Genomic DNA, 19,077 nt, shown 5'->3' with positions numbered 1-19,077 from the left:
TCGGCCAACAGGACCTGAACTGCGCGGCGTGCTGGGGTCCGGCGCCGGCTGATGCGAGGGCGTTGAGCCGAACGAGTGACTGTTAAATGCTGTGATTCCCGGCAAAACAGGAGATGGCGGGCAGGTGAAATCCGGTCGACTCCGGATAGTTACACCTTGTTTGCAGCCCCATCGAGCGGGCACCCGCTCATTTGGTTAGTCTGTAGCGGACGGGCAGCACGACAGGGTCCCAACCCACACCCACGGTCCGTCCCGGGACAAGCCGGTGCACAACGGCCTGCTCTCGCACCAGTGCACCGGCGCCACCGCGTCCGAGCCGACTTTGAGTAAGACCCGAGCGGGCGTCAAGCACCGGACCGCAGACTGGACCGGCCTGGCCCCGAGGGTGATCCGACACAAAAGGAGTGCGCGGTGACACCTGAGCAGACGAATCGCGAACAGCGCCCCAAGGAACGCACGGAGCGCGCGGGCCGCCGGTCCAAGGAGATCGGCAGTCTCGACGTGTGGGCCAGGTCCGCCCCCATCCGCCTGGCGGGCTACGAGGACGACCTCGCCGAGCCCCACATCCTGCCCAGCGTCGACTGACGGGTCGACCGACGGGGCAGAGCCCTTCGCGATCGCCGGACGCATGGGCGTGCGAGACTCACGCCCATGCTGATCAGAGAAGCCGCGGCCGACGACTGGCCGCGGATTTGGTCTTTCTGGCACCGGATCGTCGCCGCCGGCGAAACCTACGCGTGGGACCCGGACACCTCCGAAGGTGCCGCCCGGGCCTTGTGGATGAACCCGGCCAAGAGCGTCCACGTCGTCGAGGACGACGCCGGAGTCGTCGTCGCCTCCGCCTACCTCACCCCCAACTACGGTGGACCCGCCGCCGCTGTCGCCAACGCCGGCTTCATGGTCGACCCCGACCACGGCGGGCGCGGCATCGGCCGTGCGCTCGCCGAGCATCTGCTGGTCGTGGCCAAGGTCGAGGGCTATCGGGGCATGGTCTTCAACGCGGTCGTCGAGACCAACCCGGCCGTGCGCCTGTGGGCCTCCCTCGGCTTCACGATTCTCGGCACGGTCCCGGAGGCGTTCGACCATCCCCGGCACGGGCGGGTGGGCCTGCACATCATGTACCGGGCGCTTTAGGTGCCGAGCCGAGCCGAGCCGAGCCGAGCCGTGCCTCGCCCCTGCCTCGTCTCGGACGCCGTGACGTCTTTAGCCGGGTGCCTTAAGTTCTCCCTGTTTGCCTAAACGGCTTAGGTAAATGCATAATCGCTTACGGCGAACGGGAGGACTGTTGTGGCACGCGTAGGACTGACCACGGAACGCCTGGTCCGCGCAGGTGCGGAGCTGGCCGACGAGATCGGCTTCGAGCAGGTGACCGCGTCGGAGCTCGCCCGGCGGTTCGAGGTCAAGGTCGCGAGCCTGTACTCGCATGTGAAGAACTCCCAGGACCTCAAGACGCGGATCTCGCTCTTCGCGCTGGAGGAGCTGGCCGACCGGGCCGCCGACGCCATCGCGGGCCGGGCCGGCAAGGACGCCCTGGTCGCCTTCGCGAACGTCTACCGCGACTACGGCCGCGAGCACCCCGGCCGGGCCGCCGCCGCGCGGATGCGGCTCGACCCCGAGACGGCGGCGGCCAGTGCGGGCGTCCGGCACGCGCAGATGACCCGGGCGATCCTGCGCGGCTACGACCTGGCCGAGCCGGACGCGACCCACGCCGTGCGGCTGCTGGGCAGCGTCTTCCACGGCTACGCCGACCTGGAGGTCGCGGGCGGCTTCAGTCACAGCGCCCCCGACTCCGAGGAGACCTGGACCCGGATCCTGGACGCCCTCGACACCCTGCTGCGCAACTGGCCCGCCGAGCCCACCCGTTGACGACAGACGGAGGACACATGGACGCCGACCGCGACACCGAGCGCGACACCGAGCACGACTGGATCACCACGCGCCTCACCGCCGCCCTCCTGCGCGGCGCCCTGGACATCGAGCACACCGAGCACGGAGTGCTGCCGCACCGGCTGCCCGCCCGGGCCCGCGCCCAGAACACCGACGGACAGCTGGCCATGGCCGAGTCGCAGCCCTCCGGCGTACGGCTGGCGTTCCGCACCCGGGCCACCGCCGTCGAACTGGACGCACTGCGCACCAAGCGCGCCTACGTGGGGGCGCCGCCCCGCCCCGACGGCATGTACGACCTGATCGTCGACGGCCGCCCCGCAGGACAGGGCAGCGTGACCGGTGGCAACGTCGTGACCCTCGACATGACCGCCGGAACCGCCGAGCAGCGGCCCGGCCCGGCCGGCACCGTCCGCTTCACCGGGCTGCCCGACGGCGACAAGGACGTCGAGATCTGGCTGCCGCACAACGAGACCACCGAGCTGATCGCCCTGCGCACCGACGCCCCCGTCGAGCCCGCGCGCGGTCCGGGCCACAGGGTGTGGCTGCACCACGGCAGCTCGATCAGCCATGGATCCGACGCCGCGAGCCCCACCGGCATCTGGCCCGCGCTCGCCGCCTCCCTCGGCGGCGTGGAGCTGATCAATCTGGGGCTGGCCGGAAGTGCCCTGCTCGACCCGTTCACCGCCCGCACCCTGCGCGACACCCCCGCCGACCTGATCAGCGTCAAGATCGGCATCAATCTGGTCAACGCCGACCTGATGCGGCTGCGTGCCTTCGGCCCCGCGGTCCACGGCTTCCTCGACACGATCCGGGAAGGTCACCCGACGACCCCGCTGCTCGTCGTGTCGCCCATCCTGTGCCCCATCCACGAGGACACACCTGGCCCCTGCGCCCCGGACTTCAGCGGCATGAGCAACGGCCGGCTGCGGTTCGTCGCCCTCGGTGACCCGGCGGAACGCGCGAGCGGCAAACTGACCCTGGGCGTCATCCGGGACGAGCTCTCCCGCATCGTGAAGCAGCGGGCGGCCGACGACCCGAACCTGCACCACCTCGACGGCCGCGAGCTCTACGGCGAGACCGACTTCGCCGAACTGCCCCTGCCCGACGGCCTCCACCCGGACGCCGCCACCCACCGCCGCATCGGAGAGCGCTTCGCGCGGCTGGCGTTCACCGGCGACGGGCCCTTCGCCGGGGGGAGATGATCAGGGACGTGAGCGAACGAGACCAGGACGACCGGCTCCCCCGACTGTGGGAGGAGCACCGGCGCGCGCCCTTCCCCCCGGGTTTCCGCGGAGTGGACTTCGACGGGGTGGACCTGATCACGCTCGACGCGGACGTCGCCGGCCTCGTCCACCGGGAGCTCGACCGCGGGCTCGACGACGAGGGCGTGGCGATCCTCTGGGCGTGCGTCGCGGGCCTCGACAGGGTCCTGCCTCTGATCGGCGACGAGTACGGCGCGTCCTACTACCGGAGACTGCGGATGATGGCCGGAGCCGTGGCGGCACGGCACCTGCCCGGCGCGATCTGAGTCCTACGACGACGGCGCCCGGTCCAGCGGAGCCGTCCGCCGCCAGGGCCGCAGCTTCTCGATCTGCTCCGCCAGGCCCAGCAGCTCCGCCTCCGAGCCCGGACGCCCCACCAGTTGTACGGCGCTGGGGGCGCCGGAGGGCAGGGTGCCGAAGGGGATCGCCATCGCGGGCCAACCGGTGAGGTTCCACGGGGGAGTCATCGGCGAGTAGTTGGTGTTGGCCAGGACGTTGCGCAGCCAGCCCCGCTCGTGCCACGGCTCGGACTTGGGGGAGCGGCGGGCGAGAGCCGGGGTGAGCAGCACGTCGTACTCCGCGAAGAACGGCTCCAGACGCCGGCGCAGCTGCTCCCGGCTCGCGCCGTCCCGCACCCGGTCGACGAAGCGCTTGCCGACCGCGGCGTGGACCCGGGTCCGGCGGGTGAGCTGCCGGGGGTCGAGGCCCCGGGCGTCCTCGGCCGTGCCCGCCGTCCAGTGGGTGAGTGAGGTGACGCCCAGCGACATCGGGTAGGGCGGGTCGGCGCGCCGTACCTGGTGACCGGCCTTGATCAGCAGCCCGGCGGCCTCGCGGGCGGCGGTCGCGTACGGCTTGCTGATGGCGACCCCGGCGAGCGGGCTGCGCAGCGACAACGCGATCCTGTGTGTGCCGGGCGCGTCCGGCCGTACGACGTCGGTGCCGGCGAGGACCGACAGCATCAGACGGGTGTCCTCGACCGTCGTGGCCAGCGGGCCGTTCTCCGACATGCCGAACCAGTCGCCGTCGCTGACGCCGGCCGGAACCACGCCGTAGCCGGGCTTGATGGTGATCAGGCCGCAGTTGGCGGCCGGGATGCGCAGCGAGCCCATGCCGTCGTTGCCGAGGGCGATCGGCACCATGCCCGCGGCGACCGCGGCCGCGCTGCCGCCGGACGAGCCGCCCGCCGTGCGGGAGGTGTCCCACGGGTTGCGGGCGGTGCCGTGCACGCCCTCCGTGGTGCCGAAGACGCACAGCTCCGGCACGTTCGTCAGGCCCACGACCACCGCGCCGGCCGCCCGCAGCCGGGCCACGGTCACATGGTCGTCGTCGGCCGGGGTGTCCGGCGTCGCCGCCGAGCCGATCCGCTTGGACTCGCCGCGCACCGCGAGGTTGTCCTTGATCGCCACCGGCACGCCCGCCAGCGGCAGTTCGGCGAGGTCGCCGCGCGAGGCCACCTCGTCGGCCTCGGCGAGCGCCGCCTCGGCCCGCACCACCCGGAAGGCGCCGACGCGAGGGTCGAGCCGCTCGATCCGGGCCAGGTGCTCGGCCACCACCTCACGGGGCGTGGCCCGCTTCTCGCGTACGGCGGCGGCGATCTCGGCGGCGGTCCTGCCGACCCAGCTGGTCACGGCTGCTCCTCAGGGCTTACTCGCGAGTATGTAGGAGAACTCTGCCCCGCGGAGGGCCCGGCGTCGAGAGGCGCCACGCTTGGATATTTGGGCGGCTCTTCTTGGATCCCCCGACGCCGTGATCGCCGTGTCCGGCCCCGATGTGCGCTGGGTCGGCAACGAGGGCGGACTGGCCCGGGAGGACGAGTGGAGCGTCGTACCGGTGCAGGAGACGGACTACGGGCGCACGGACTACGCGCTCGCCCACGACGCGCCCGACATGGGCAGCCGCGCCGCCTTGGTGAACGCCCTGCCGGTCGCGGACCACCTCCAGTGGGGGCCCGCCGAGTGCGACGTGTCGATCCGCGACGGCTGGTTCTACCACGCCGACCAACAGCCCAAGAGCGTCTCGCAGTTGACGGACATCTACTTCCGTTCGGTGGGCCGCGACTCGGTGCTGCTCCTCAACATCTCGCCGGACACGGACGGCCTGCTGCCCGCCGCCGACGTGGCGCGGCTGCGGGAGTTCCGCGAGCGCGTGGACCGTGAGCTCCCCGAGGACCTGGCACGCGACGCCCGGACCACCGTCTCGCCGGGCCGTGTCACGGTCGACCTCGGCCAGGAGCGCGAGGTGGACCGGGTCCGGCTCGCGGAGGACATCCGGTACGGGCAGCAGGTGGAGAGCTTCGTCGTCGAGGCGCAGCGTGACGGGGTCTGGGCGGAGGTGACCCGGGCCGGGGCGATCGGGGCGAGCCGGATCCTGCTGTCGGCGGTACCCGTGCGGGCGCGGCGGTGGCTGGTGCGGGTGACCGGTTCGCGGGCTGCGGCGCGGATCGTCGAGTTCGGGCTGTACCGGTCGAGGGTCTGAAACTCGGTTGACCTGGACGGGGCCGCACGGGCTGGATGGGGCACATGGCCGACATCCAGGGCACCTACGACCGCCTGTTCCTCGCCGTCCCGAACGCGCTGGCCGGCATGCTGGACGCGGGGGACGCCGGCGGCTCCGTCGCCGTCTTCGTGGACGGCGAACCGGTCGTGGACGTGTGGGGCGGGTTCGCGGACGCCGACCGAACCGTCCCGTGGGAGCGCGACACGATCGTCAACGTCTGGTCCGTGACCAAGACGATGACGGCGCTGTGCGCCCTGCTCCTCGTCGACCGCGGCGAACTCGACCCGGACGCACAAGTCGCCCGGTACTGGCCGGAGTTCGCGGCGGCGGGCAAGGACAAGGTGCTCGTGCGGCATCTCCTCTCGCACACGGCCGGCCTGCCCGACTGGGACGGGACGGTCGACGAGCTCTACGACTGGCCGGCCGCCGCGTCCCGGCTCGCCGCGCGGGCTCCTCGCTGGGAGCCGGGCACCGCCGCCGGATACCACTCCCTCACCCAGGGATTCCTGGTCGGCGAGGTCGTGCGCCGGGTCACCGGCCGCAGCGTGGGGGACTTCCTCGCCGAGGAGGTGACGGGTCCGCTGGGCGCCGACTTCCACATGGGCCTGCCGGCCGAACACGACCACCGGGTCGCCCTCACGATCGCGCCGACGGGCCGGGACGAGGACTACGCGGCGAGCGCGCCGGACAACCCGACGGGCGCCGAGGCCGGCAACGGCGTGCGCGTCCGCGACGGCAACAGCCTGGCCTGGCGCCGTGCGCAGATCCCCGCGGCGAGCGGATACGGCAACGCCCGCTCGGTCGCGCAGGTGCAGTCGCTCCTGGCCTGCGGGGGTGAGGCGAACGGGGTGCGGCTGCTGTCGCGGGCCGGCTGTGAGCGTGCCTGGGAGGAGCAGTTCGACGGCGACGACCGCGTCCTGGGCATGCCGATGCGATGGGGCCTGGGCTACGGCCTGTTCGGCAGCGCGTTCGGCTGGGGCGGCTGGGGCGGCTCCCTGGTGATGATCGAGCCCGACAGCCGGATGGTCGTGGCGTACGTGACCCACCAGATGCGCGAACCCACGGACGACACGCGGGGGCTGGAGATCGTGACGGCCGCCTACGAGGGGCTTCAGGGACTGCGCCGCTAGGGGGTGTTTCGAAAGTCCCGCACAGCACCCACGGCGCCCGGCACGCACCCTCGCCGCACCGGCCAAAGGCCCAAGTACGTCCAGTACGAGGACCTTCGTCCGGCGCGCCGAGGGCACGCACCGGACACCGCGGGCACCGCGCGGGACTTTCGAAACACCCCCTAGAGCCGTACGGTGCCGGTGGCGTGGGGCCGGCGCGCCGGCCGCTTAGCCCGGACGGGGGACGGCGGCGCGCCGTCGTGGATCGGGACGCCAACTGCCCTCACACTCAAGGGAATTGGCGTCCCCATCGCGCCTTGGAGGCACTCTTGAAGCTCGTCACACGAGCCCGGCTCGGCTGGCCCGCATCCGCCGCACCCCCACAGACCTCGGCCAAGGGCGTGAAGGTCCACTACGAAGGCGCGACGGTCAGCGTGAAACTCCTCGACGACCACGACCTCTGCCTCGCCACATGGAAGGCGATCCGCAAGGACCATCTGGCCAACCCGAAGGAGAACTACTCGGACATCGCCTACAACTACGGCGCCTGCCCGCACGGTCACCTCCTGGAAGGACGCGGCCCCGGCAAGCGAACCGGTGCCAACGGCAACCAGGAACTCAACCGCGCCCACTACGCCATCTGCGGCCTGGTCGGCGCGAAGGGCCTCACCGAGCCGACGGAGGCGATGCTGCACGCGATCCGCGACGGCATCGAACTGCTGCGCCGTCACGGTGCCGGCAAGGAGATCAAGGGGCACCGGGACGGACTGGCCACCGCATGCCCCGGAGAGCACCTGTACGCCTGGGTGCGCAAGGGAGCCCCGCGCCCCGGCGATGCGCCGACCGTGCCGGGACCGCGTCCGGTCATCGACCTGTCGAAGGTGATCGCCGCGGCCCTGCACGACCCGGACCAGGCCGGCACACCGGTGTCGTACGCGGGCGTACGGACCGTGGAGAAGGCGCTCGTCGCGGAGGGCCTCCTCGACGCCGAGTACGCCGACGGCCACTTCGGCGGGGCGACCGTCAAGGCGTACTCCGCCTGGCAGCACCGGTGCGGCTTCACCGGCGCGGACGCCAACGGCATCCCCGGTCAGGTGTCACTGGACCGCCTCGGCGAAGCCCACGACTTCGACGTACGGCCGTAGGCCGCTCTCTCTTCGACGTACGGCCGTAGGGCCAGGTACCGGCGGGGCAGGGGTCAACCGCCGAGCTGCGCCCGCAGCCACTCCTCCACCTCGCCCACATGCGCGGCCGCCGCCGCCCGGGCCGCCTCCGGGTCGTGGGCGACCAGGGCGCGGTGGATCGCGGCGTGTTCACGGCGGGTGCGGGCGAAGGCGCCCTCCTCCTGGTAGCCGCGCCAGACGCGGGCGCGGAAGGTGCGGGAGGACAGGCCCTCCAGGATCGCGGCCATCGTCTCGTTGCCGGCGGCGGCCGCGATCTCGCGGTGAAACGCCAGGTCGTGGGCGAGGATCTCCTCGGGGTCGTCCGTGGCGTTCATCGCCGTCAGGTGTTCCTCGACCTTTGCGAGCTGGTCCGGCGTGATGCGCGCAGCCGCCAGAGCTGTGGCCGTCGACTCCAGGATGCGGCGCACCTCCAGCAGCTCCACCAGCCGCGGGCCCCGGGACAGGTCGGCGACCACGCCGAACGTCTCCAGCAGATCGCCGGCCTCCAGCTGGGTGACGTAGATGCCCGAACCGTGCCGGGCCTCCAGTACCCCCATCACGGTCAGCGCGCGGATCGCCTCCCGCATCGAGCTGCGGGAGATGCCGAGCCGGACCGCCAGATCGCGCTCGGTCGGCAGTCGCTGGCCGGGCTCAAGGCGGCCCTCCGCGATCATCGCCTTGATCTGCTCGATGGCGCGCTGCGTCACGGTGCCCTTCTGAGGGGCTGTCTCGTCCACGTTCACGCCATTCCTCCTGTCACCGGTGCGCCGCAGTCTAACCAGCGAGGTGGTCCGACCAATACAGTCGCGATGCGGGAAAATCTGGTGCGGGAGGGTGTTGTTCCCCGGAAGTGGTCTGATAAATATGCGGGCATCTGCTCGAACCATGTGCTCGAACACGCTCAACGAGGAGCCGCCGGATGCTTGGCAGAACAGCGCGGAAGCAGAACAGGTCACGGAACGTCGGCGCGATGGCCCTGGCCGTCGGCGCCTCGCTCGCCCTCGCCGCCTGCGGCAGCACCAAGGACACCGGCGCCGCGAGTGCCGAGGGCGGCGGCAGCGGCGAGGTCGGGGTGATCCTGCCCCTGCTGACCTCGCCGTTCTGGCAGTCGTACAACGACTACGTGCCGAAGATGGCCGACTCCGAGGGCGTCGACGCGCTCAAGACGGTCAACTCCAACAGTGACCCCTCCCAGCAGATCACCGACATCAACAACCAGCTCAACCAGGGCGTGAGGGGCCTCGTCGTCGCCCCGCTGGACAGCGCCGCCATCGAAGCCGGCCTCGACCAGGCGGAGCGCAAGGGCGTGCCGGTGGTCGCCGTCGACGTGGCGCCCGACAAGGGCAAGGTCGCGATGGTGGTGCGCGCGAACAACGTGGCGTACGGCGAGAAGGCCTGCCAGTACCTCGGCGAGCAGATCCCCTCCGGCAAGGTCGTGCAGATCATGGGCGATCTCGCGTCCGTCAACGGCCGTGACCGCTCCGAGGCGTTCCGCGCCTGTGTGAAGAAGAACTTCCCCAAGCTGAAGGTCCTGGAGATACCGGCCAAGTGGGAGTCCGACACCGCGGCCTCCAAGCTGGACACCCTCCTGAACGCCAACCCCGACATCAAGGGCATCTATCTCCAGGCCGGCGGCGTCTACCTCGCGCCGACCCTCCAGACCCTGAAGTCCAAGGGCATGCTGAAGACGGCCGGGAAGTCCGGGCACATCGAGATCGTCTCCAACGACGGCATCCCGCAGGAGTTCGACGCCATCCGCAAGGGCGAGATCGACGCGACCGTCTCCCAGCCCGCCGACCTGTACGCCAAGTACGGCATGTACTACATCAAGGCGGCGATGGAGGGGAAGACGTTCGAGCCGGGACCGACGGACCACGACTCGACCATCGTCAAGCTCCCCAGCGGCATCCTGGAGGACCAGCTGCCCGCCCCGCTGGTCACCAAGGACAACGTCGACGACCCCGAGCTCTGGGGCAACACGGTCAAATGACGACGCCACTCGTCGATGCGCGGGCCATCGTCAAGCGCTACGGCCCCACCACCGCCCTCGCCGACGGACGCCTCACCGTCCTGCCCGGCGAGTCCCACGCCCTCGTCGGCCGCAACGGCGCCGGCAAGTCGACCCTGGTCAACATCCTCACCGGACTCCAGGCCGCCGACGAGGGCACCGTCCACTTCGACGGCGAACCCGCACCGCCACTGGCCGACCGGGACGCCTGGCGCCGCAAGGTCGCCTGCGTCTACCAACATCCCACCCTCGTCCCGGAAATGACGGTTGCCGAGAATCTCTTCATCGCCGAAATCCACGCTGCCAAGCCAACCCGCCTGAAGCGCAAGGTCGACCGGGGGTCCGGGGGTTGCCCCCCGGATGGACACAGCATCAACCGGCAGCCGCTCCAGCGCGGATTCATCAGCTGGCGCAGGCTGCGATCCGAGGCCGCCGAACTCCTCGCCACCTGGGACGTGCACGTCGACCCCGAGGCCCGCACCGCCGACCTCAAGGTCGAGGACCGCCAAATGGTGGAGATCGCCCGGGCGCTCAGCTTCGGCGCCCGCTTCATCATCCTCGACGAGCCCACCGCCCAGCTCGACAACCGTGAGATCGAGCGGCTGTTCACGCGGATGCGCGCGCTCCAGGACTCGGGCGTCACCTTCCTGTTCATCTCGCACCACCTCCAGGAGGTGTACGAGGTCTGCCAGACCGTCACGGTGCTGCGCGACGCCCGCTGGATCACCACCGCCCCGGTCGCCGAACTCCCGCGCCGGGCCCTGGTGGAGGCCATGGCGGGGGAGTCCCTGGAAGCCATCGCCGAGCAGGCCGTGGACCCCAGAGATGTCGACCACGACGCCCCCGTCCTGCTCGAAGCGCGCGGGCTCACCTCACCGGCGTACGAGAACATCGACCTCATCGTGCGTCGCGGCGAGGTCGTCGGGCTCGCCGGCATCAGCGGCAGTGGCAAGGTGGAGCTCGCCGAGTCCTTCGCGGGGCTGCACGCCCCGACGGGCGGGACTGCCCAACTGGCGGGTGAGCGGTTGCCGTTCGGTGACGTGCAGGCTGCGTTGAAGGCCGGTGTCGCCTGTGTGCCCCGGGACCGGCACGACCAGGGCCTGGTCGCCGGCATGACCATCGGCGACAACGCCACGATGAGCGTCCTCGACCGGCTCGGCCGCTTCGGCTTCGTCGGCACCGACCGCAAGCGCGGCTTCGCGGGTGCCCTCATCGAGCGCCTCGACATCCACGCCGAGGGCCCCGACCAGCCCGTCTCCGACCTGTCCGGCGGCAACGCGCAGAAAGTCGTCATGGCCCGCGCCCTCGCCTCCGACCCCCGGCTGCTCGTGCTGATCAACCCCACCGCGGGCGTCGACGTGAAGTCCAAGGAGTCCCTGCTCTCCCGCATGGACAGTGCCCGCGAGGACGGCACCTCCGTACTCGTCGTCTCCGACGAACTCGACGACCTGCGCCGCTGCGACCGCGTCCTCGTCCTCTTCCACGGCCGTGTCGTCGCCGAGCACCCGGCGGGCTGGCACGACCACGAGCTGATCGCCTCCATCGAAGGAGTGGACAACCATGGCTGACACCAAGGCCCCACCGGCCCTCCCCGTGAAGGTGCCGGACGCCCGTGCCGCCAGGACGGTCCTGCTCCGCCGAGCCCGCGAACTCGCGCTGGTACCCGCCCTGTTGCTGCTCCTGGTGCTCGGCGCGGTGGTCAACGACTCGTTCCTCACCGAGCGGAACCTGATCTCCATCCTCGGTGCCTCCGCCGCGCTGGCGATGGTCGTGCTGGCCGAGTCACTGGTCCTGATCACCGGCAGGTTCGACCTGTCCCTGGAGTCGGTGGTCGGCATCGCGCCCGCCGTGGGAGCTCTCCTCGTGCTGCCCGCCGCCAGCTCCGGCTGGGGCACCGAACTCCCCGCCGCCCTGGCCATGGCGGCGATCGTCGCGGTGGGCGGCGCCGTCGGGGCCTTCAACGGCATCCTGGTCGTGAAGTTCAAACTCAACGCCTTCATCGTGACGCTCGCGATGCTGATCGTCCTGCGCGGACTGCTGGTCGGCGCGACCAAGGGCAAGACGCTGTTCGGGATGCCCGACAGCTTCTACTCCCTCGCCACCACCACCTTCATCGGCATCCCGATGTCGGTGTGGCTCGCGGCGGCCGCCTTCGCGATCACCGGGTTCGTGCTGAAGTACCACCGCATCGGACGTGCCCTGTACGCCATCGGCGGCAACGCGGACGCGGCCCGCGCGGCCGGCATCCGGGTCGAGCGCGTGATGCTCGGCGTGTTCGTGGTCGCCGGCGCCCTCGCGGCCGTCGGCGGGATCATCCAGACCGGCTATGTCGGGGCGATCAGCGCCAACCAGGGCAACAACATGATCTTCACCGTGTTCGCGGCCGCGGTGATCGGCGGCATCAGCCTGGACGGCGGCAAGGGCACCATGTTCGGCGCCCTGACCGGCGTACTCCTCCTCGGCGTCGTCCAGAACCTCCTCACCCTCGCCCAGGTGCCGTCGTTCTGGATCCAGGCCATCTACGGCGGAATCATCCTGGTCGCCCTCATGATCGCCCGCGTGACGACGGGCCGCGCCCAGGACTGACCCCGCGCCGACCTCGACCACGCCGTCACCGACCGAAAGGCCCCCCGTGTCCCCGACCCCCGGCACCCCCGCCCGCGTCACCGCGGTCGACACCCATGACATCCGTTTCCCCACCTCGCGCGAGCTCGACGGCTCCGACGCGATGAACCCGGACCCGGACTACTCGGCCGCGTACGTCGTGCTGCGCACCGACGCCGCGGACGGGCTGGAGGGGCACGGGTTCACCTTCACCATCGGGCGGGGCAACGAGGTCCAGGTCGCCGCCATCGAGGCGCTGCGCGGCCACGTCGTCGGCCGGTCCGTCGACGAGCTGTGCGGCGACCCGGGGACCCTGAACCGCGACCTGATCGGCGACAGCCAGCTGCGCTGGCTCGGCCCCGAGAAGGGCGTGATGCACATGGCGATCGGCGCCGTCATGAACGCCGTGTGGGACCTGGCCGCCAAGCGCGCCGCCAAGCCCCTGTGGCGGCTCCTCACAGACGCCGACCCGGAGTGGATCGTCCGGCAGATCGACTTCCGCTACCTCACCGACGCGCTCACGCCCGAGGAGGCGCTGACGATCCTGCGCCGCGGCCGCGAGGGCGCGCAGAATCGTGTGGCCCGGCTCCTGGAGCGCGGGTACCCCGCCTACACCACCTCCGCCGGCTGGCTCGGCTACGCGGACGAGAAGCTCACGCGCCTCGCCGCCGAGGCCGTCGCCGACGGCTTCCGGCAGATCAAGCTGAAGGTCGGCGCCGACCTGGAGGACGACGTACGGCGCTGTCGTGTCGCCCGTTCGGTCGTCGGCCCGGACATCCGCATGGCCATCGACGCCAACCAGCGCTGGGACGTCGACGAGGCGATCCGCTGGACCAAGGCCCTCGCCGAGTTCGACCCGTACTGGATCGAGGAGCCCACCAGCCCCGACGACGTCCTCGGCCATGCGGCGATCCGCGAGGCCGTGGCCCCGGTGAAGGTGGCCACGGGCGAGCACGTGCAGAACCGCGTCGTCTTCAAGCAGCTCCTCCAGGCCGGCGCCCTCGATGTCCTCCAGATCGACGCCGCCCGCGTCGGCGGCGTCAACGAGAACCTCGCCATCCTGCTGCTCGCCGCCAAGTTCGGCATCCCGGTCTGCCCGCACGCGGGCGGCGTCGGCCTGTGCGAACTCGTCCAGCACCTGTCGATGTACGACTACGTCGCCGTCACCGGCACCACCGAGGACCGCGTCATCGAGTACGTCGACCATCTGCACGACCACTTCCTCGACCCGGTGGTGATCAGGGAAGGTCGCTACACGGCACCCACCGCGCCGGGCTTCTCGGCCGCCATGCGACCCGAGTCGATCGCGCGGTACACGTTCCCGGACGGCGCCTTCTGGGCCGCCGACCTCCGGATCACCGATGAGAAGGGGCACGCGGCATGAACGACTTCGACGGTCTCAAGGCGCTGGTGACGGGAGGCGCCTCAGGCATCGGCCGGGCCACGGCCGAACTCCTCGCCGCGCGCGGCGCCCAGGTCGCCGTACTCGACCTGGACCCGTCGTCGGTGGAGAAGCCACTGCTCGCCTACAGCGCCGATGTGACCGACGACGCCTCCGTGCGCACGGCTGTGACCGCCGCCGCTGCCGACCTCGGCGGACTGGACCTCGTGGTCAACAACGCCGGCATCGGCGCCCGGGGCACCGTCGAGGACAACGACGACGCCGAGTGGCACCGGGTCACGGACGTCAACGTCGTCGGCATGGTCCGCGTGACCCGCGCCGCCCTGCCGCATCTGCGGGAGTCGGCCCACGCGGCGATCGTCAACATCTGCTCCATCGCGGCCACGGCAGGGCTGCCGCAGCGGGCGCTGTACAGCGCGACCAAGGGCGCCGTGTACTCGCTCACCCTGGCCATGGCAGCCGACCACGTCCGCGAGGGCATCCGCGTCAACTGCGTCAACCCCGGCACGGTGGACACCCCCTGGGTCGGACGACTGCTGTCCGAAGCCGCCGACCCGGCCGCCGAACGCGCCGCCCTGGAGACCCGTCAGCCCACCGGCCGCCTAGTCTCGGCCGCCGAGGTCGCGGGCGCCGTCGCCTACCTGGCGAGCCCGCTCTCCGGGGCCACCACCGGCACCGCCCTCGCCGTCGACGGCGGCATGCAGGGACTGCGCCTGCGGCCGGTGGGCCGGTGAACCGGCTCGGCCGCACCGACGTCGAGGTCAGCCCGCTGTCCTTCGGCGGGGCCGGCCTCGGCAACCTCTACACCGAGGTCGGTGAGCAGCAGGCGTACGAGGCGGTGGACGCCGCCTGGGATGCGGGCATCCGCTACTTCGACACGGCCCCGCACTACGGCCTCGGCCTGTCCGAACGCCGCCTGGGCGCGGCCCTGCGCGAGCGCCCCCGCGACCAGTACGTGATCTCGACGAAGGTCGGCCGCCGCCTGGAGCCGGTGCCGGACGCGTCGGGCGACGACCTGGCCAACGGCTTCGCCGTCCCCGCCACCCACCGCCGCGTCTGGGACTTCAGCGCGGACGGCGTACGACGCAGCCTGGAGGGGAGTCTGGAACGGCTCGGCCTCGACCGTGTCGACGTCGTGTATCTGCACGACCCCGACGACCACGCCGAACAGGCCTTCCGCGAGGGCTATCCGGCGCTGGAGAAGCTGCGCTCCGAGGGCGTGGTGGGCGCGATCGGCGCCGGGATGAACCAGGCCGAGATGCTCACCCGCTTCGTCACCGACACCGACGTCGACGTGGTGCTGTGCGCCGGCCGCTACACGCTGCTCGACCAGAGCGCGCTCGACGACCTGCTGCCCGTGGCCGTGGAGTGCCACACCTCCGTCGTCGTCGGCGGCGCCTTCAACTCCGGCCTCCTGGCGGACCCGAGGCCGGACGCCACGTACGATTACAGCCGTGCGCCACGGGAGTTGCTCGACCGTGCGCTGCGCATGAAGGCCCTCGCCGACCGCCACGGCATCACCCTGCGGGCCGCCGCCCTGGCCTTCTGCGCCGCGCACCCGGCCGTCGCGAGCGTCCTCGTGGGCGCCCGGTCGGCCGGTGAAGTCCGCGACTGTGCCGAGCAGTTCGCCACGGACGTGCCGACGGCGCTCTGGCAGGAGCTGCTGGAGTCCGGCCTGCTGTCCGACAGGGAACCGTCATGAGAGTCGCCCTGCACACCAAGGTCCGCGCGGACCGGATCGCCGAGTACGAGGCCGCCCACCAGGAGGTGCCGGTCGCACTCACGGACGCCATCCGCGCGGCCGGTGCCACCTCCTGGACGATCTGGCGCAGCGGGACCGACCTCTTCCACGTCCTGGAGTGCGAGGACTACGGCCGCCTCCTCGCCGAGCTGGAGAAGCTGCCGGTCAACGTGGCCTGGCAGGCCCGCATGGCCGAGCTGCTGGACGTGGTGCACGACTACTCCGACGAGGGCGCGGACGCGGGCCTGCCCGTCGTATGGGAGCTGCCGTGACGATCGTCGACGCCCACCACCATGTCTGGGACCTCTCGGTCCGGGACCAGGACTGGATCACCGGCCCCGAACTCCACCCACTCCGACGGAACTTCACGGTCGCCGACCTCGCCCCCGAGGCACGGGCCGCCGGAGTCGACCGCACGGTCCTCGTCCAGACGGTCACGGTCGCCGAGGAGACCCCGGAGTTCCTCGCCCTCGCCGCCGGGCACGACCTCATCGCGGGCGTCGTCGGCTGGACCGACCTCACCCGCCCCGACGTCGCCGACGAACTGGCCCGGCTGCGGGAGCTGCCCGGAGGCCGGTACCTGAAGGGCATCCGCCACCAGGTGCAGGGCGAACCCGACCCGGAGTGGCTGCTACGGGCGGACGTACGACGCGGGCTGGCCGCCGTGGCGGAGGCGGGGCTGGTCTACGACCTCGTCGTCCTCCCGCACCAGCTGCCCGCCTGCGTCAAGGCGGCGGCCGCACTGCCTGAACTCACCTTCGTCCTCGACCACCTGGGCAAACCGCCCATCGCCTCCGGCCGGCGGGAACCCTGGGAGACAGCGGTCCGCTCCCTGGCCGCCCTGACCAACACCGTCTGCAAACTGTCCGGCATGGTCACCGAGGCCGACCTCACCTCCTGGACGGTCGCCGACCTGCGCCCGTACGCCGGCCTCGTCCTGGACGCATTCGGCCCGGACCGGCTGATGTTCGGCTCCGACTGGCCGGTGTGCACTCTGGCGGCGTCGTACGGCCAAGTGCTCGACACAGCACGTGAGCTGACCGGGGAGTCCGACCGCCGGCAGATCTTCGAGACGACCGCCACCCGGGTCTACGACCTCTGAGCCACCCCGGCCAGCCTGGTCGGCGGCAGATACTCCCGCACATACGTCCGCTCCCAGCACGCCCCCGTCTCCCGCAGCTCACGCCAGGTCGTGAAGCGGTAGCGGAAGAGGCGGGCGCGGATGTAGCGCGGGGGTGCGTCGGGCGGGAACGGGGAGCGGCGCAGCAGCTTCAGCGTGGCGCGGTCGTTCTCCAGGAGCCGCTCCACCAGCGTGCCGAACCACGACCCGGCGTACGCGGGCGACAGCGCGGCGAACCACATCAGCCAGTCCAGCCGCAGATGGTAGGGCGCGAACTGTCTCGGCCAGCGCCGGGGATCGCCGGGTTTGCCCTTGAACTCGTACTCCCGCCAGTCCGAGTCCTCCCGCGGCACGTCGTCGTCGGTCCCCTCGATCACCACCTCGTACCGGATCCGGCTGACGCTGCCGAAGGCGCCGTAGGTGTTGACCAGGTGGAGCGGGTCGAAGGAGCGGTTCATGATCTGCCGGCGGGAGATCATGTTGGCGACCGGGTGGTAGCTCAGCAGGACGAGGAGCGCGGCGACCGCGAGGACCACGACCTCGTACCACAGGGGCGCGTCCGGGACGGGCGGCGGATCGCTCGGGAACTCGATCGCCGACAGGGCCAGCACGATGGTGATCCAGTTCAGCCAGGAGAAGTTGCCCGACAGGACCAGCCACAGCTGGGTGACGACCATCAGGCAGGCGGCGGCCGTCGCGATCGGCTGGGGGGTGAAGAGGAGGGCGGGGACGACGAGTTGCGTGACGTGGTTGGCGGCCACCTCGACCCGGTGCAGCGGCTTCGGCAGATGGTGGAAGAACCAGCTCAGCGGGCCCGGCATCGGCTGGGTCTCGTGGTGGTGGTCCAGGCAGGTCAGCTTCCGCCAGCACTCGTCGCCGCGCATCTTGATCAGACCCGCCCCGAACTCGACGCGGAACAGGATCCAGCGCAGCAGGAACAGCACCACGATCGGCGGCGCCACCTCGTCGTTGCCCAGGAAGACTGCGAGGAAGCCGACCTCCAGCAGCAGGGACTCCCAGCCGAACGAGTACCAGGTCTGGCCGACGTTCACGATCGACAGATACAGCGCCCACGGAACCAGCCACAGCAGCATGGCGGCCCACAGCGGTACGACGTTGTCCAGCCCGGCCAGCAGCGCCGCCGACACCGCGGCCCCCGACCAGGCGCATGCGGCGAAGAAGCGGTCCGAGTAGTGGAGTTGGAACAGGCTCGGCGCGGCGCTGAAGCGTACCTGCGCGACGAAGCGCGGCACGGGCAGCATGCCGCGCTCACCCATCAGCGCCCGGAACTGGAGGGCCGCCGTCAGGAACGCGACGAGATACACGCCGGCCAGAGCCCGCTGGAAGACCAGCCGGCTCGTCCAGTAGTCCGGTGCGATGAACCACTCCACGGCCCGTCCCCTCCTCTCCTCATTGTCGCGGCAATGGTCGCGCCACTCGACTCGGGTGACTCTCCGTATATCACGTCTCCGCTTGCGTAACCCGTGTGGGTGAAGCAGACAATGGGGCGAAATGCCCGAGAAACGGCGGGAGGACGTGGTGCGTACACCCACCCGAACCCTCGTCACGGCCTGCGCGCTCTCGGCGGCGCTCGTCGTCGCCGGATGCGGTGACGGCGGAGACGAGGACACACGAGCGGGCGGCGACGTCTTTCTCCAGCCCGTCGCCGACCAGGGACCGGACCCCTTCACCGACTCCACGGCGACCTCGACCGTCACCCCGCCGCCGGTCACCCGAACGTCGAGGCCGGCGCAGCCGGGACGCGCTGTGCTCCCGTCCCTGTCCGGCGAGACACCCGGCCTGTACGGCGGCACCCGGGGCGCCGGCAGCTGCGATGTCCAGCGCCAGATCGACCAGCTCACCGCCGACCGGGCCAAGGGGCGGGTCTTCGCCCAGGCCGCGGGCATCGCCCAGGCGTCGATCCCCGGCTATCTGCGCGGACTCACCTCGGTCGTGCTGCGCGCCGACACCCGGGTCACCAACCACGGGTTCCGCGACGGCACGGGGACCGGATACCAGTCCGTCCTCCAGGCGGGCACCGCCGTCCTCGTCGACGGCCACGGCGTACCGCGTGTCCGCTGCGCCTGCGGCAACCCGCTCGCCCCGCCCGTCGACCCACACGGCAAACCCCGCACCAGCGGCCGGGCCTGGTCCGGTTACCGGCCGAACCAGGTGATCGTGGTGGCCCCGGCAACCCAGGTCATCACCAACATCACGATCATCGACATCGCCCGCAACACCTGGATCGAACGGCCGGTCGGCCATCGCGGCCACGACCACGACCA

At 71.3% G+C, this 19,077-nt stretch carries 19 protein-coding genes and 1 pseudogene; 17 read left to right on the top strand and 3 right to left on the bottom strand.

Translation table 11 applies throughout. The annotated features are described in order from the left end of the window. The first annotated feature begins 411 nt into the window (after positions 1–411). From KUM44_RS38080 to KUM44_RS38060, 5 genes are all read left to right on the top strand, one after another. Positions 412–585: a hypothetical protein gene (locus tag KUM44_RS38080; RefSeq protein ID WP_107122756.1), complete on the top strand. Its 174-nt coding sequence runs from the start codon at positions 412–414 to the stop codon at positions 583–585. A gap of 66 nt (positions 586–651) precedes the next feature. After that, complete coding sequence (locus KUM44_RS38075; RefSeq protein WP_217214335.1) at positions 652–1,134, top strand: GNAT family N-acetyltransferase; 483 nt, start codon at positions 652–654, stop codon at positions 1,132–1,134. Positions 1,135–1,287: 153 nt separating this feature from the next. Then, a complete protein-coding gene (locus tag KUM44_RS38070; protein ID WP_217214334.1) occupies positions 1,288–1,866 on the top strand; it encodes a TetR/AcrR family transcriptional regulator in 579 nt (192 codons plus the stop codon). A gap of 17 nt (positions 1,867–1,883) precedes the next feature. Continuing rightward, a complete protein-coding gene (locus tag KUM44_RS38065) occupies positions 1,884–3,089 on the top strand; it encodes a GDSL-type esterase/lipase family protein (RefSeq protein WP_217214333.1) in 1,206 nt (401 codons plus the stop codon). Between the two features lie 8 nt (positions 3,090–3,097). Then, on the top strand, positions 3,098–3,415 hold the full coding sequence (locus tag KUM44_RS38060; protein WP_217214332.1) for a hypothetical protein: 318 nt from the start codon (positions 3,098–3,100) through the stop codon (positions 3,413–3,415). Positions 3,416–3,418: 3 nt separating this feature from the next. Here KUM44_RS38060 and KUM44_RS38055 read toward each other — a convergent pair whose 3' ends face one another. Beyond that, a complete protein-coding gene (locus KUM44_RS38055) occupies positions 3,419–4,777 on the bottom strand; it encodes an amidase (protein WP_217214331.1) in 1,359 nt (452 codons plus the stop codon). A 106-nt stretch (positions 4,778–4,883) separates the two neighbouring features. Here KUM44_RS38055 and KUM44_RS38050 point away from each other — a divergent pair. The 3 genes and pseudogenes from KUM44_RS38050 to KUM44_RS38040 all read left to right on the top strand — a co-directional run. Further along, positions 4,884–5,624: pseudogene (locus KUM44_RS38050) on the top strand (alpha-L-fucosidase); the annotation flags it as partial. Positions 5,625–5,668: 44 nt separating this feature from the next. Then, positions 5,669–6,775, top strand: a complete 1,107-nt coding sequence (locus KUM44_RS38045) for a serine hydrolase (protein ID WP_217214329.1) — start codon at positions 5,669–5,671, stop codon at positions 6,773–6,775. 308 nt (positions 6,776–7,083) lie between these two features. After that, positions 7,084–7,899, top strand: a complete 816-nt coding sequence (locus tag KUM44_RS38040; protein ID WP_217214328.1) for a peptidoglycan recognition protein family protein — start codon at positions 7,084–7,086, stop codon at positions 7,897–7,899. Positions 7,900–7,952: 53 nt separating this feature from the next. Here the strand turns inward: KUM44_RS38040 and KUM44_RS38035 are convergent, their stop codons facing one another. Next, on the bottom strand, positions 7,953–8,654 hold the full coding sequence (locus KUM44_RS38035; RefSeq protein WP_217214356.1) for a FadR/GntR family transcriptional regulator: 702 nt from the start codon (positions 8,652–8,654) through the stop codon (positions 7,953–7,955). 182 nt (positions 8,655–8,836) lie between these two features. Between KUM44_RS38035 and KUM44_RS38030 the strand changes: the two genes are divergently transcribed. From KUM44_RS38030 to KUM44_RS37995, 8 genes are read left to right on the top strand one after another with little or no spacing between them, the layout of a single operon-like run. Continuing rightward, entirely contained in the window at positions 8,837–9,907 is a 1,071-nt protein-coding gene (locus KUM44_RS38030; RefSeq protein WP_217214327.1) for a sugar ABC transporter substrate-binding protein, read from the top strand. Beyond that, positions 9,904–11,493 carry a sugar ABC transporter ATP-binding protein gene (locus KUM44_RS38025; RefSeq protein WP_217214326.1) on the top strand — a complete coding sequence of 530 codons (1,590 nt, stop codon included), beginning with the start codon at positions 9,904–9,906 and terminating at the stop codon, positions 11,491–11,493. The genes KUM44_RS38030 and KUM44_RS38025 overlap by 4 nt, the downstream gene beginning before the upstream one ends. Further along, on the top strand, positions 11,486–12,511 hold the full coding sequence (locus KUM44_RS38020; protein WP_217214325.1) for an ABC transporter permease: 1,026 nt from the start codon (positions 11,486–11,488) through the stop codon (positions 12,509–12,511). The genes KUM44_RS38025 and KUM44_RS38020 overlap by 8 nt, the downstream gene beginning before the upstream one ends. Before the next feature lie 46 nt (positions 12,512–12,557). Then, the gene (locus tag KUM44_RS38015) at positions 12,558–13,913 is read left to right on the top strand and encodes an L-fuconate dehydratase (RefSeq protein WP_217214324.1); all 1,356 of its coding nucleotides are present in this window, start codon (positions 12,558–12,560) and stop codon (positions 13,911–13,913) included. After that, positions 13,910–14,665 (top strand): SDR family NAD(P)-dependent oxidoreductase, encoded by a 756-nt coding sequence (locus tag KUM44_RS38010; RefSeq protein WP_217214323.1) that lies wholly within the window; start codon positions 13,910–13,912, stop codon positions 14,663–14,665. The genes KUM44_RS38015 and KUM44_RS38010 overlap by 4 nt, the downstream gene beginning before the upstream one ends. Further along, the gene (locus tag KUM44_RS38005) at positions 14,662–15,633 is read left to right on the top strand and encodes an aldo/keto reductase (protein WP_217214322.1); all 972 of its coding nucleotides are present in this window, start codon (positions 14,662–14,664) and stop codon (positions 15,631–15,633) included. The genes KUM44_RS38010 and KUM44_RS38005 overlap by 4 nt, the downstream gene beginning before the upstream one ends. Continuing rightward, complete coding sequence (locus KUM44_RS38000; RefSeq protein WP_217214321.1) at positions 15,630–15,944, top strand: L-rhamnose mutarotase; 315 nt, start codon at positions 15,630–15,632, stop codon at positions 15,942–15,944. Before KUM44_RS38005 ends, KUM44_RS38000 begins: the two co-directional genes overlap by 4 nt. Beyond that, positions 15,929–16,774 carry an amidohydrolase gene (locus KUM44_RS37995; RefSeq protein WP_217214320.1) on the top strand — a complete coding sequence of 282 codons (846 nt, stop codon included), beginning with the start codon at positions 15,929–15,931 and terminating at the stop codon, positions 16,772–16,774. The genes KUM44_RS38000 and KUM44_RS37995 overlap by 16 nt, the downstream gene beginning before the upstream one ends. On the opposite strand, the gene KUM44_RS37990 is transcribed toward KUM44_RS37995, so the two are convergent. Then, a complete protein-coding gene (locus KUM44_RS37990) occupies positions 16,762–18,183 on the bottom strand; it encodes a lipase maturation factor family protein (protein ID WP_217214319.1) in 1,422 nt (473 codons plus the stop codon). The two genes, KUM44_RS37995 and KUM44_RS37990, sit on opposite strands and share 13 nt — an antisense overlap. 121 nt (positions 18,184–18,304) lie before the next feature. On the opposite strand from KUM44_RS37990, the gene KUM44_RS46310 reads away from it, so the two are divergent. After that, positions 18,305–19,077, top strand: a 773-nt coding sequence (locus KUM44_RS46310) for a DUF6777 domain-containing protein (RefSeq protein ID WP_308402817.1), incomplete at its 3' end; no start/stop codon positions are given.

Source organism: Streptomyces sp. AC550_RSS872 (assembly GCF_019049285.1).
GTDB lineage: Bacteria > Actinomycetota > Actinomycetes > Streptomycetales > Streptomycetaceae > Streptomyces.
Note: the sequence above shows the minus strand (reverse complement) of the source record. Positions and strands in the feature narration are given on the sequence as shown.

Bases quoted from the DNA above. Each gene is read 5' to 3' on its own strand.
- KUM44_RS38075 (WP_217214335.1), top strand. From the start codon at position 652: ATGCTGATCAGAGAAGCCGCGGCCGACGACTGGCCGCGGATTTGGTCT.
- KUM44_RS38065 (WP_217214333.1), top strand. From the start codon at position 1,884: ATGGACGCCGACCGCGACACCGAGCGCGACACCGAGCACGACTGGATC.
- KUM44_RS38045 (WP_217214329.1), top strand. From the start codon at position 5,669: ATGGCCGACATCCAGGGCACCTACGACCGCCTGTTCCTCGCCGTCCCG.
- KUM44_RS38030 (WP_217214327.1), top strand. From the start codon at position 8,837: ATGCTTGGCAGAACAGCGCGGAAGCAGAACAGGTCACGGAACGTCGGC.
- KUM44_RS38025 (WP_217214326.1), top strand. From the start codon at position 9,904: ATGACGACGCCACTCGTCGATGCGCGGGCCATCGTCAAGCGCTACGGC.
- KUM44_RS38020 (WP_217214325.1), top strand. From the start codon at position 11,486: ATGGCTGACACCAAGGCCCCACCGGCCCTCCCCGTGAAGGTGCCGGAC.
- KUM44_RS38010 (WP_217214323.1), top strand. From the start codon at position 13,910: ATGAACGACTTCGACGGTCTCAAGGCGCTGGTGACGGGAGGCGCCTCA.
- KUM44_RS38000 (WP_217214321.1), top strand. From the start codon at position 15,630: ATGAGAGTCGCCCTGCACACCAAGGTCCGCGCGGACCGGATCGCCGAG.
- KUM44_RS37995 (WP_217214320.1), top strand. From the start codon at position 15,929: ATGGGAGCTGCCGTGACGATCGTCGACGCCCACCACCATGTCTGGGAC.